Below are 12,422 nucleotides of genomic sequence, written 5' to 3' on the forward strand. Positions count from 1 at the left end.
GCCGCGCCGTCGGACTGCGCGGACGGTATTTCCACTCACGTCGTTGTTCTCCTCAAGTCGGGCGGCCCCTCAGTTGCGCTTCAGCTCGGCCTGGGGGGCCCGGTCGTCATGCAAGCGTATGCGCCAGTACCTCGGCGAGCCCGGGCACCAGGTCCTCGGCTCCCAGAAGTTCACCGGGTTGTGACACAAGGCGCGCCACCCCGTGGCGATGGTCGGCCCGGTCGACACCGACCACCACCCGGATCTCCTCACGCTTCTCGTGCCCGGCCACATAGGCCGCGGCAGCCGTCGCGTCCTCGGGGATGTCGGCCTCGAAACCGGTCGGCAGGAAGGTGCGGACGAAGGACACCGCGCAGCCGAAGACGCTCTCCGGCCAGGCGATCCCGGCCAGGTCTCCGACCAGATCGGCACCGCCGCTGAAGTCGTCCTGTTCGACCGCCGTCAGCGCACCCGGCAGACCAGTGTCGGCGGAGCTCCGCAGCCCCAGGCTCTCGGCCAGCTGCGGCTCGGCGGCGATCAGGCTGTCGGTGTCCACCAGGGCGAACAACCGGGGTGGCTGGTCCCAGCCACGCTGGTCGATGTGGCGCTCCAGGTCGATCAGCGCGGCGATCAGGGCGTCCTTGCCGGCACTGTCCGGGCTCCTGCCCGGGTCGGCGGTCGTCGGGTCAGCCATGGCTGGTGGTGTGTCGTCGGTCATCAGCAGTGCGGGATCCTGTCGGCTCCGTTGGGTGTGTCCAGCTCGGTCAGTGCGGTAATGCCCTGGTCCAGCGTGGCCACCTTGACCAGGGTGAGGTCGGTGTCCAGGCCGGCCAGGTCCTTGCAGTTGTCCGCGGGCACCAGGAAGACGGTCGCGCCGGCCTGCTCCGCTCCACCGATCTTCTCCTGGATGCCCCCGATCGGCCCGACCTTGCCCTCCGGGGTGATCGAACCCGTACCGGCGACGTGCCGATCGCCGAGCAGCGCACCGGGGGTGATCTTGTCGTAGATGGCCAGCGAGAAGATCAGACCCGCGCTGGGACCGCCGATCCGCTGGCCGAGGTCGAAGGAGATGTCGGGGGCGTAGGAGTAGCCCATCCCGACCGTGATGCCCACCATCACCTGACCCGGCCTGCTGTTCGAGGCCACCGTCGGCACCGACACCGTGATCCGCTGACGGTTCCGCTCCACCAGGAACCTCACCTGCTCGGCGGTCTTGTGGCTGCGCACCCGCTGCCCGACCTGGTCTGGCTTGGTCACCGGGGTGCCGTCGACGGCGACGATCAGGTCACCGGGCTTCAGGCGTCCATGGGCCGGCCCGGCGACAGTCACCGACGACACCACCGGCATCTCCGTCACCGGCTGGTGGGCGGCTCGCAAGGCGGCCACGACGGCATCGCTCTGCGCCGTCTCCATCATCTCCGCCTCCTCGCTCTCCACCTGTTCGGCGGACTTGCCGGGCGCGTAGACGGAGTCTCGGGGCAGGGTGTCGCGGTGCGGCAGCCAGTAGGCCAGGATCGCCTGGGGAAGGGTGAGCCGGGAGTCGGCGGAGGTCCCCGACACCGTCGTCAGGTCGAGCTGTCCGCTGGTCGGGAAGGTGCGGATCCCCTTGATCCGGATCATCGGCTGACTGCCGGTCAGGCCGAGCGTGTCGTGGGTCTGGCCTGGGCTCCAGGTGACGAACGGAACCGGCAGCGCCACCATCAGCGACGCAAGCCCGACGAACATCAGCGCCGAGACGAACGCCACCCAGGTCTGTCTGGTCATGACAACGGTGCCCTGGTGAACCAGGAGCTGCCGCCGACGGCTGCCGTCACCCGAGTCCCACCCACTGCGCCTCTCCGGAGGTGAACTGCTGCTCTTTCCAGATCGGCACCTCGGCCTTCAGGTCATCGATCAGCTGGCGGCAGCAGGCCAGCGCCTCGGCTCGGTGGACCGCACCGACCGCCACCACCACGGCCAGGTCACCCACCGTCAGGTGTCCGACCCGATGCTCGACCGCCACCGTCTGCACGTCGTGCCCCGCGGCGACGCGCTCGGCACAGGCACGCAACCTCTGCTCCGCGGTGGGGTGCTGGCTGTAGTCGAGCGACACCACGTCCTGTCCCTCGTCGTGGTCGCGGACCACCCCGACGAACAGGGCGATGCCGCCCACAGCATCCGTACGGACCAGGTCGAGCAGCCGATCGAGGCTCAAGGGGGCGTCGATCACCTGCGCGTGACGTACCGGCGATGACATGAGTCGACCCTAACCCAGCCGACCAATCCGCGCCGCCCAACCCGTCAGGGACGCGGCCGGACCGTCGGGTTACGCGTTCAGCGGAGAAACCGCGCGGGGCTGCTCGACAACCCCTGCCGGGCGCGTACGGTTGAATGGAAGTCAGCATCTCGACCCCCGTACAGGAGTACTCATGGCCGACGAACGGCAGCCCGGTCCCGAGGACGTTCCCGACGACGAGTCGGGCACCGACGAGGACGCGAGCACCTCGGAGCGGGGCTCGGCGGAGCCCCCGCGACGGCCCGAGTCCGACCAACCGCCCTACCGGCTCGGCCCCAAGGGCCCGGGCGGCTCATCCACCCCACCGTCGGCCGGATCGGGTCCGTCGTCCGGCTTCGGCGGCCAGCCCGGCAACCCGTTCGAGGCGCTGTTCTCACAGTTCGGGGGTGGTCAGCTCGGGGGCGGGACCGGCGGTGACATGAACGCGCTGATGCAGCAGCTCCAGAACGCCTTCGCCATGCTCGGCGGCGGCGGACCCCTCTTCGGCGGCCAGGCCGCGCAGACCGGCTCAGGCGTCAACTGGGAGGTCACCAAGGACACGGCCCGCAAGACGGTCGCCTCCCTGGGCAAGGACCCTTCGCCGACTGACCCGCAACGGCGGGCCATCGCCGAGGCGGTGTCGATCGCCGAGGTCTGGCTGGACGAGGCGACCGGCTTCCCGCGGGTCTCCAGCACCGTGGCCGCCTGGAGCAGGGCCGAATGGATCGAGAAGACGATGCCGGTCTGGCAGCGGCTGGTCGAGCCGGTGGCCGCGCACATCGCCGACGCGATGGAGGGCGCGCTCAGCTTCGGTGAAGGGGACGAGTCGGCCGCGATCCCCGGGATGGCGGGCATGGAGCAGATGCTCCGACCGATGCTGCGCAGCTCCGGCGCCAGCATGTTCGGGCTCCAGCTCGGACAGGGGCTGGGCCGGCTGGCGACCGAAGTGGTCGGCGCCACCGACATCGGTCTTCCGCTCAGCGAACCCGGCCATGTGGCGCTGCTGCCGACCAACATCGAGCAGTTCGGCGAAGGCCTCGACCAGCCGACCTCCGACGTGACGCTCTACCTGGCTCTGCGCGAGGCGGCCCGCCAACGGCTGTTCGCCCACGCTGGCTGGGTCCGCGAGCAGATCCTGGCGCTGGTCGAGGAGTATGCCCGCGGCATCACCATCGACACCTCCGCACTCGAGCAGGCGGTCGGTCAGATCGACCCCAACAACCTCGAGGAGCTGAGCCAGACCCTTGAGGGCGGCCTCTTCGAACCGCAGAAGACGCCGCAGCAGCAGGCGACCCTGGAACGACTCGAGACCATGCTGGCACTGGTGGAGGGCTGGGTCGACGACGTCGTCAGCCAGGCCACCCGGCAGTGGATGCCGTCGGCGGTCGCGTTGGCCGAGGCGGTCCGGCGTCACCGTGCCACCGGTGGTCCGGCCGAGGCCACCTTCGCCACCCTGGTCGGGCTCGAGCTGCGACCTCGGCGGATGCGCGACGCGGCTAACCTGTGGGCTGCCGTCCGCGACCGGCGCGGGGTGGAGGGGCGCGACGCGGTCTGGGCGCACCCGGACCTGGTGCCGACCTCGGCCGACCTGGACGACCCGCTGGGCTTCGTCGCGGGTGAGGCGAGGACCGGTGAGGAGGACGACTTCGACGCCGCTCTGGCGCAACTGCTCGACGAGGCCGGGCCGGGACCCGAAGGCCACGGCTCGGACGAGGGTCACGGGCCGGAGGGGGATCACGGGCCGGAGGGGGATCACGGGCCGGAGGGGGATCACGGGCCGGAGGGGAAAGCAGGACCGGACGAAACCGGGAAGGGTTGAGCGCCGTCGCCGACGGCAGCTCCCTGCAGGTGTCCTGCCTGAACGTGCTGACCCGATGGCAGCCACCCGGTCCGGAGCAGGCGGAGCTGCGCCGTGACTACCTGGCCCATCTGGAGGCACGTCCGGCCGGTTGGTCCCGCGAGTGCGCCGGCGCCCACCTGACGGCGAGCTCGCTGATCTGCTCGCTCGACGTCTCCCAGGTGCTGCTGACGCTGCACGCCCGACTGGGCCGCTGGCTGCAGACCGGTGGGCACCTCGAGTCGACCGACCGGAGCCTCGAGGACGCCGCCCTGCGGGAGGCGCGAGAGGAGAGCGGCCTCCACAACCTGCAGCTCGACCCCCGTCCGCTGCTGCTGTCCCGGCATGAGGTGCCCTGCGGGCTGGTCCGCCCCACCTTCCACCTCGACGTCCAGTTCCTCGTCGTCGCCGACCCGGCGCTGACACCCAGTGTCAGCGCCGAGTCGACGGACGTGCGCTGGTTCTCGCGGGAGGAGCTGCCGCCGATCGACGATTCCGTCGCCCAGCTGATCCAGGCCGCCAGCACCCGGCTGGCGGCCTAGTCGGGACTACGCCCGGAGCCAGGCGGTCGTCTCGCCGGGCAGCTTGCCCTCCACCAGCGGGCTGCTGGAGAGGATGAGCTCGCCGGCGGGGAGTTCCACCGGCTCGGTCCCGAAATTGGTCACCGAGACCCAGCCGCCCGGGCGTACGAACTGCACCAGCTCCGGGTTGTCCCCGGCCACCCAGTCCAGCTTCTCCGCCGTCTCCAGCCGGCGCCGGTGGGCCAGCGCCTGCCGGTAGAAGGCCAGTGTCGACGTGGGGTCCTGCTCCTGCGCCTCGACCGAGAACGCCCCGAAGTCCGCCGGCTGTGGCAGGTGGGCCGGGCCTGATCCGAACCCGAAGGACTCCCCCGTCCCGGTCCACGGCAGCGGCACGCGGCACCCGTCGCGCCCCTTGATGGTGTGACCGGACCGCACCCAGGTCGGGTCGGCCAGCACCTCCGCAGGCAGGTCAGCGACCTCGTACAGGCCGAGCTCCTCGCCCTGGTACAGGTAGGCCGAGCCCGGCAGGGCGAGGGCCAGCAGCGTCGCCGCGCGAGCCCGACGCAGACCGGTGGCCAGGTCGAGCTCGGGGTCCTTACCGTCGGTCATCAGCCAGGCCTGCAGGTCGGTACCGTTGGGCAGGCCGTAGCGGGTCGGGTGGCGGACCACGTCATGGTTGGAGAAGACCCAGGTGGAGGACCCGCCGGTGGTGGTCGCCTCCTCCAGGTTCTTGGTGATGATGTCGCGGAACTGCTCGGCATCCCACTCGGCTTCGAGCAGGTCGAAGTTGAACGCCTGGCCGAGGCCTTCCGGGCTGGCGTAGCGACCGCGCCGCTCGGCCGGCACCCAGGCCTCGGCGACAGCGATCCGCGGCGGGTCATAGCTGTTGAACAGCTGACGCCATTCGGCATAGATCTCATGCACCTCGTCCCGGTCGAACAACCGGTGGCTGCCGTCCACCGGGAACTCCTGGGACAGCTCCAGGTGGGTCGGCAGCGGACCGGTCAGGTCCTTGGCCAGCGCATGGGCGACGTCGACCCGGAAGCCGTCGACACCGCGGTCGGCCCAGAACTTCAGCGTCTTGAGGAAGTCAGCCCGCACCTCAGGGTTGTCCCAGTTCCAGTCGGGCTGCTCCGGCGCGAACAGGTGGAGGTACCACTGCCCGTCCGGGACGCGCTCCCAGGCGCTGCCACCGAACATGGCCTGCCAGTCCGACGGCGGTTCGGACCCGTCCGGGCCCTCACCGTCACGGAAGATGTAGCGGTCCCGGGCAGCCGAACCCTTCTCCGCTGCCAGCGCCTCCTGGAACCAGACGTGCCGGTTCGAGGAATGGTTCGGCACGATGTCGACGATGAGCTTGATGCCGGCCCGGTGCAGAGCCGTGGACATGGCGTCGAAATCGGCGAGGGTGCCGATCTTGGGGTCGACGTCGCGGTAGTCGTCGACGTCATAGCCTCCGTCGGCCAGTGCCGACGGGTAGAACGGGCTCAGCCAGACGGCGTCGACGCCGAGCTCGGCAAGGTAGTCCACCTTCTCGGTGATGCCCTGCAGATCTCCGATGCCGTCGCCGTTCGCATCGGCGAAGCTCCGCGGGTAGATCTGATAGACGGTGGCCTGGCGCCACCAGTCCGGGTCCGTCAGGGACTCGGCGGCGACGGTGCGGGTTTCGGGCGTAGCGGTCAAGGCGTCCTCGCTCGGTTCGACAGGGATTTTATTTATGGCCTAAATTTATTGCCTGAAGAATTATGGTCAGTCTGGGACAGGGGGTCAAGCGCGATGAGTGACGGATCGGTCTCAGCCACACCTCAACTGCTGCGGCGGGTCAACGCGACCGCCGTACTCACCTGCCTGCGCTCCTCCCCAGCGATGACCGGAACCGACCTGATCCGGGCGACCGGCCTGACCCGGGCGACGATCCACGGCGTCTGCAACGACCTGATCTCGATGGGGTGGATCCGTGAGGTGCAGCCGGGACGGCGCCCTGGCGAGCCGCTGAAGGGTCGGCCCGCCCGGCTGTACGAGTTCGACCAGCGCGCCGGCCATGTGGTGGGCATCGACATGGGCGCTCACCGGGTGACGGCCCTGCTCGCGGATCTGCGGGGCCACGTGCTGGGCCGGGCGACCATGCGGTTCCCCGGGGTGGAGATCGCTCCCGAGGAACGCATCCAGGTGGTCGACGACACCGCACTGCGGGCGCTCGAGCAGGCCGGCGTCGACCCGTCGTCGATCCTGGCGGTCGGCATCGGGGTCGCCGCACCGGTGGACCGAGCCGGTCGGGTCATCTCCGGTGAGGGTCTGTGGGATCTCATCGACGTCGACCTACCGGGGACGCTGCAGCGCCGGCACGGCTGGACGGTACTGATGGACAACGACGCCAATCTCGCCGCAGTGGCCGAACGGTGGCGCGGCGTCGCCGGCGGGGTCGACCACCTGGCCGTGGTGCTGGCCGGTGAACGGCTCGGTGCCGGGCTGATCGACAGCGGCCGGATCCTGCGCGGCCATACCGGTGCCGCCGGCGAGATGGGCTTTCTGTCGATGATCGACGGTGTCCAGGGCGCCGAAGGCCTGGCACTGTTGGCTCGCAGTTGGGGGGTCGAGGCTCTCACCAGCGGCGCCGACGGCGAGCTGAGGTCGCGCACCGGCGGAGACACCCAGGCGGTGACGGCCGAGCTCGTCTTCGCCGCCGCCCGAGCGGGTGACCGGGCGGCCCTCGACATCCTGGACCGGATCGCCACCCGGCTGGCCCGGGTGATCGCCACTCTCGCCAGTCTGCTGAACCCCGAGCTGGTGGTGCTGGCCGGCGCAGTCGCCGATGCGAGCGCCGCGATCCTGCCCCTGGTGGAGCGCGACCTGCCTGGTTTCACTGCCACGCCGCCCAGAGTGGCCGCGTCGACGCTCGGCGCTGACGTGGTGGCGCTCGGTGGCCTCCGGCGAGCTCTGGACCGGGTGGAGGACACCGCCCTGGAGCTTCCCCCGCGCAGGCTCACCCGATCGACACGTTCGGCCGCCGGCTCAGGGGCCGCCGGCGAGGAGGTACGGGTGACCTGACAGCAGGGCCCGGGTCGACTCCCAGCCCTCCAGGCGTGGGTCGAGACGGTTCACCGCGGTAGCCGAGCACATCCGGTGCCAGTCCGGCCCGATGGCGACGCGGCCGCGACCGGGCTGCAGCCGACGCAGCTCGTCCGCCGGGTCGGTGTCCAGGTCGAGCTCGACGGTGATCCAGTCCGGCCACGGCAATCGGAGGCCGATCGCCACGCAGCCGGATGTGTTGCGTGCCGGGGCGATGCACACATCTGCCCGGTTCAGCGCCTTGAACACCTTCGCCAGCACCAGGCCGGGCAGGTCAGGCACGTCTGCCGGGATCATCACCAGCTCGTCTGCACCGGCCCCGACCTGCTCGGCGACGCTGCGTATCGATGCTGCGGGGTCTGGCACCTGCAGGTCGGCGGGCCAGAGCAGGTCGGCGACCGCCGGTCCGGCACCGACGATGCCGGCCCGGACCTCCTCGAGATCGGCCAGCACCTCGTAGCTGTCGGACAGGCAGGCGGAGCTGAACGCGGCCCGGTCGATCCCCGGCGGGGCTCCGGTGGCGGTATGGGCGGCATGGACCAGGGCCAGCCGTCGCCGTTCGGTGGTCACGCTTGGTCCGCGGCGAGGACGTCGTCCTGCGGATCGGCGGCGACCCCGCGGGCGGCTTGCCATCCCTCCAGGAAGCCTTTGGCTCGCTGCGCCTCGGGGTAGTTCTCCACCAACCGCCAGAAGGCGGCGCAATGGGTCGGCTCCACCAGGTGGGCCAGTTCATGCAGCAGCACGTAGTCACTGACCCAGGCCGGCATCGACTGGAGCCGGTGTGACAACCGGATGACGCCGGTGGCCGGCGTACACGACCCCCAGCGTTGGCTCTGATTGGTGACCCAGACGACGTCCGCCGGCTCCGGCCGGTGGCCGAGCCGGGGGGCCAGAAAACGGTCCGCCAGCAGGCGAGCGCGTTCGGCCAGCTCGACGTCACCCCGCGGCGGCCGCGTCCGGGCCTCCCGCGCCAGCACCTTGGCCACCATGTCGTCGACAAAGAACTGCTCGTCCCGCTTGGACATCCGCTGAGGGATCAGCACAACGATGGTGTCCTGCTCCCGGTAGGCCGTCACCGTTCGCTTCCGCCGTGCGCTGCGGCGCACCTCCACTCGCGGCTCGGCCTTCGCCGCGCCGGCGTCGGTAGCGGTGGTGTCCTCCCCACCCGGTCTGGTGCGTTGCATCGCGTCACTCCTGGTTGCCAGCAGGTGACCATTCTTTCACCGACAGACCCGTTCACCGACCCACCCGTTCGCCGACCGACCCATTCGCCGACCGGCCCGTCCACCGACCCGGGCGCTGCGGGTCTTCCTCGGCCGGGACCCGTCTCACTGAGCGGATGCCTCTCCTCGGCCCGCTCGGTGGCGATGAAGAGAGGATGTTCACAGCGGAACACGGAGGTGTACGAGGACCCGGCGACCAGCCTCCACAAGGCAGCGGCCCGGTACACACACCCATCCACATGGTTATCCACAGGCGGTGGACATCCGCAGCCTGACGAGGTTTGACGCGACGAGGGTGGAGCCAATAGCGTTCCTGACACGAAAGCTCCAGACGGTCGGCACGCTCGCAGGGGAAGGCAAGCGGAACCGATGTTCCTGGAGCTTTCGTCTTCCCCGGCCTCGTGCCCAGTGCGACGGCCGGTCGTGCCCCGACACCCATGGCTCGGTCGAGAAGCCCGGGATTCTGGTTGTTTCCGGCCGTTCTCGCGTAAAGTTACCGGCGACCAAGCGCTGCAGCGTGCAACGCTGTCCCGTGCCAACGACCAGTCACGGACACACAGAAGCGAGGAGAGAACATGGCTGCAGAGACCTACAGCGGTGAGTTTTACTGCGTGAAGTGCAAGGCCAAGCGTGAGGCCAGCGGCGACGTACACGTCAACGAGAAGGGCACCCGGATGGCCAAGGCCAAGTGCCCCGAGTGCGGCACCAACCTGAACCGGATCCTCGGCAAGGCCTGATCCTTCAGCCACCAAGAAGAGTCGGCGCGAGTGAGCGTCGCGGGGGCGGTCCGGCTCGGACCGCCCCCTTCTGCCTCTCGGGCCTTTCCCGCTGCTGCGTTGTCCACAGACCGCCGCTGCTGCCCTGTCCACCAGCCGCGCGGCGTCGCACACTGGGCAGGTGGACTCGATCGAGGCACCATTCCGCTATCCGCGTGTCCGGCCCGACGCGCCGGTGCTGCGACGCAACGACGACGAGGTGCAGATCGGACTGCCGGGCCAACCGGCACTGATCCTGCTGGCCAGGGCGCCGATCGAGAAGCTGCTCGTACTCGCCGACGGCTGCCATCACCTCCACGAGATCCGTCGCCGAGCGCCGCAGCTCGGCGTCGAGACCCGGCTGCTCGACTCCTCCCTGAGGCTGCTGCAGCAGGCTGGGCTGGTGGCAGAGGCCGAGCTGGAACGGCCTGCCCTGGCCGAGCGTCGCCTTCGCCTGGTCGGCGCCGGGTCGATGGCCCGCCCGCTGGCCGAGCTGCTCGTGGCCGCCGGCATCGGCGTTCTCCACATCAGCGACGAACAGCCGGTGGACCCGGCCGTCTACCCGAGCGCAGGTGTCGCGGCCTCGATGGCCGAGGCGCTGCGCGGGCTGCTGGCCCGGTCAGCGTCGACTCCTGAGCCGAGGACTGCGGTACGGGTGGCCGACCACTGGTCCAAGCCTGAGCATCTGCAGACGGACCTGACCGTTGTCGCCTGCGATGCGCCGGAGCCGGACCGGGTGGTCGCAGCCCACCTGATGCGGCTGGACCGGCCCCACCTGTTCCTGCGCGTGAACGGTGCCGGGGCCGTGGTCGGACCCCTGGTCGTACCGGGCCAGACGGCGTGCCTGAACTGCACCGATCTGGTCCGCAGAGACCATGACCGGGCTTGGCCGACGCTGCTGGGCCAGCTGTCCCGGATCCGGATGACCCCGGACCCGGTGTCGGCGCAGTGGGCCGCCTCGGTGGCGGCGACCCAGGTGCTAGCGTTCCTGTACGGCGCCCGTCCGCAGACCCTCGGGGCGACGCTGGAGGTCAGGCCGCCAGGCTTCGCTCTCGAGGTTCGTCGTTGGCCACAGCATCCCGGGTGCGGCTGCGCTTGGGGGTTCACGGCACAATGGTCCCCATGACCAGCGACGAGCCGACCCAGGTCAGCTCCCGGTCCGACGATGACAGCCAGCCTCCCCGGCCGACCGAGCAGTCCGGAACGCTGGCCCGGTCGGCCTTCCGGCGGGGGGCGCGACTCGCCTCCCTCCCTCTCGGCTTCGCGGGTCGGGCCACCCTCGGCCTGGGCAAGCGGATCGGCGGCGCACCTGCCGAGGCGGTCACCGAGCAGATGCAGCAGCGGGCGGCCGAGCAGCTCTTCCGGGTGTTGGGCGATCTGAAGGGCGGCGCGATGAAGTTCGGCCAGGCGTTGAGCCTGTTCGAGGCGGTGATGCCCGAAGACGTCGCCGCGCCCTATCGGGCCCAGCTGGCCCGGCTGCAGGACTCTGCTCCACCGATGCCGACCTCGCGTGTGCACGCCGTCCTGGCTCGGGAGCTGGGTCCCGGCTGGCGGGCCGATTTCGTCGAGTTCGATCCGTTGCCCGCAGCGGCAGCGTCGATCGGCCAGGTGCACCGGGCCGTCTGGAAGGATGGCCGGCAGGTGGCGGTCAAGGTGCAGTATCCCGGCGCTGACGAGGCGCTGCGTTCGGACCTGCGCCAGATCGGCAGGCTCTCGAAGGTGTTCGCTCCGCTGGCCGGCGGGATGGATGTCAAAGCGCTGGTCGACGAGCTGACTGAGCGGGTCAACGAGGAGCTGGACTACCGGCTCGAGGCCAAGCACCAGCAGGCTGCCGCACTCGGGTTCGCCGACCACGCGGAGTTCGCCGTGCCGAACGTACTGGCCAACACCGCTCGGGTGCTGGTGAGCGAGTGGGTCGAGGGCGTCCCGCTGTCGACGGCAGTCGATCTGCCCGACAACGAACGCAACGAGATCGCGCTGCGCTATGTGCGGTTCCTCTTCGCCGGACCCAGCACGGTCGGTCTGCTGCACGCCGACCCGCACCCCGGCAACTACAAGATCACCCCGGACGGGAGGCTGGGAGTGATCGACTTCGGCCTGGTGGCCCGGCTCCCCGACGGTCTGCCGCCGGCGATGGGACGCATCCTGAGGATCGCGAAGGCCGGCGACGCCGAGCAGATGCTGGCCGGGCTGGCCCGGGAGGGGTTCATCACCGAGGACGTCGACCCCAACGACCTTTTCGACTACCTGGCTCCCTTCGTCGAACCGGCTGCGGTGGCGGAGTTCCAGTTCGATCGCGACTGGATGCGGGCACAGTTCAACAGGGTGCGCGACCCGAACGCCTCCGGCGGCGTTGCCTTCAAGCTCAACCTCCCGCCGAGCTATCTGCTCATCCACCGGGTCTGGTTGGGTGGGCTGGCGGTGCTGTCCCAGCTGAACGCGAAGGCCGGTTTCGCCGGGGTACTGGAGGAGTACCTCCCCGGGTACGCCGAGGACAGCGACGAGGACGGTCTGGAGGTCGAGTGACCTCACCAGTCCGCTGCGCCGGCTGCGGCCGGGAACCCTCGACCGACGAGCTCGGCCGCGACCCTGGCCAGCCGACGCCTGTCCCGTGGACCTGGAGTGTGGGCTCCGAGGAGGGCCGCCGGACGGTGCTGTGCGATGGATGTACCCGGAATCATGCTCGCAGCATCGAGGCCAAGCTCGACGACGAGTGGTGGTAGCTGCTACCTGCCGGAGGCGTGGGGCGAGGCGCCCAGCAGACGCAAGAGTCCCCAGCTGCCG

At 70.2% G+C, this 12,422-nt stretch carries 12 protein-coding genes; 6 read left to right on the plus strand and 6 right to left on the minus strand.

Annotated features, from left to right (window positions below; all coding sequences use genetic code 11):
- Nucleotides 1-106 precede the first annotated feature (106 nt).
- The 3 genes from JOE57_RS02030 to JOE57_RS02040 are packed head-to-tail and all read right to left on the minus strand — an operon-like array spanning nt 107 to nt 2,215.
- Nucleotides 107-697, minus strand: a complete 591-nt coding sequence (locus tag JOE57_RS02030) for a PPA1309 family protein (protein ID WP_239578812.1) — start codon at nt 695-697, stop codon at nt 107-109.
- On the minus strand, nt 697-1,743 hold the full coding sequence (locus JOE57_RS02035; RefSeq protein ID WP_204916160.1) for a YlbL family protein: 1,047 nt from the start codon (nt 1,741-1,743) through the stop codon (nt 697-699). The genes JOE57_RS02030 and JOE57_RS02035 overlap by 1 nt, the downstream gene beginning before the upstream one ends.
- Nucleotides 1,744-1,789: 46 nt before the next feature.
- Nucleotides 1,790-2,215 (minus strand): molybdenum cofactor biosynthesis protein MoaE, encoded by a 426-nt coding sequence (locus JOE57_RS02040; RefSeq protein ID WP_204916161.1) that lies wholly within the window; start codon nt 2,213-2,215, stop codon nt 1,790-1,792.
- A gap of 172 nt (nt 2,216-2,387) precedes the next feature.
- Here JOE57_RS02040 and JOE57_RS02045 point away from each other — a divergent pair, with 172 nt between their 5' ends.
- Both JOE57_RS02045 and JOE57_RS02050 read left to right on the plus strand, forming a co-directional pair.
- A complete protein-coding gene (locus JOE57_RS02045; RefSeq protein ID WP_204916162.1) occupies nt 2,388-4,052 on the plus strand; it encodes a zinc-dependent metalloprotease in 1,665 nt (554 codons plus the stop codon).
- Nucleotides 4,049-4,612, plus strand: coding sequence for an NUDIX hydrolase (locus JOE57_RS02050; protein WP_239578813.1), 564 nt, complete (start codon nt 4,049-4,051; stop codon nt 4,610-4,612). The genes JOE57_RS02045 and JOE57_RS02050 overlap by 4 nt, the downstream gene beginning before the upstream one ends.
- A 6-nt stretch (nt 4,613-4,618) precedes the next feature.
- Here the strand turns inward: JOE57_RS02050 and JOE57_RS02055 are convergent, their stop codons facing one another.
- Nucleotides 4,619-6,274, minus strand: a complete 1,656-nt coding sequence (locus tag JOE57_RS02055) for a glycoside hydrolase family 13 protein (RefSeq protein WP_204916163.1) — start codon at nt 6,272-6,274, stop codon at nt 4,619-4,621.
- Nucleotides 6,275-6,367: 93 nt separating this feature from the next.
- On the opposite strand from JOE57_RS02055, the gene JOE57_RS02060 reads away from it, so the two are divergent.
- On the plus strand, nt 6,368-7,639 hold the full coding sequence (locus JOE57_RS02060; protein WP_204916164.1) for an ROK family protein: 1,272 nt from the start codon (nt 6,368-6,370) through the stop codon (nt 7,637-7,639).
- Here the strand turns inward: JOE57_RS02060 and JOE57_RS02065 are convergent.
- Complete coding sequence (locus tag JOE57_RS02065) at nt 7,604-8,230, minus strand: DUF2064 domain-containing protein (RefSeq protein ID WP_204916165.1); 627 nt, start codon at nt 8,228-8,230, stop codon at nt 7,604-7,606. The two genes, JOE57_RS02060 and JOE57_RS02065, sit on opposite strands and share 36 nt — an antisense overlap.
- Nucleotides 8,227-8,844 carry a M48 metallopeptidase family protein gene (locus JOE57_RS02070; RefSeq protein ID WP_204916166.1) on the minus strand — a complete coding sequence of 206 codons (618 nt, stop codon included), beginning with the start codon at nt 8,842-8,844 and terminating at the stop codon, nt 8,227-8,229. The genes JOE57_RS02065 and JOE57_RS02070 overlap by 4 nt, the downstream gene beginning before the upstream one ends.
- A 614-nt stretch (nt 8,845-9,458) precedes the next feature.
- On the opposite strand from JOE57_RS02070, the gene JOE57_RS02075 reads away from it, so the two are divergent.
- The 3 genes from JOE57_RS02075 (at nt 9,459) to JOE57_RS02085 (ending at nt 12,164) form a co-directional block, all read left to right on the plus strand.
- Nucleotides 9,459-9,620 (plus strand): DUF5679 domain-containing protein, encoded by a 162-nt coding sequence (locus JOE57_RS02075; protein ID WP_204916167.1) that lies wholly within the window; start codon nt 9,459-9,461, stop codon nt 9,618-9,620.
- A gap of 160 nt (nt 9,621-9,780) precedes the next feature.
- On the plus strand, nt 9,781-10,764 hold the full coding sequence (locus tag JOE57_RS02080; protein ID WP_204916168.1) for a hypothetical protein: 984 nt from the start codon (nt 9,781-9,783) through the stop codon (nt 10,762-10,764).
- On the plus strand, nt 10,761-12,164 hold the full coding sequence (locus JOE57_RS02085; RefSeq protein WP_204916169.1) for an ABC1 kinase family protein: 1,404 nt from the start codon (nt 10,761-10,763) through the stop codon (nt 12,162-12,164). The genes JOE57_RS02080 and JOE57_RS02085 overlap by 4 nt, the downstream gene beginning before the upstream one ends.
- The last annotated feature ends 258 nt before the right edge of the window (nt 12,165-12,422 follow it).

Origin of the sequence: Microlunatus panaciterrae, assembly GCF_016907535.1 — a bacterium.
GTDB classification, from domain to species: Bacteria; Actinomycetota; Actinomycetes; order Propionibacteriales; family Propionibacteriaceae; genus Microlunatus; species Microlunatus panaciterrae.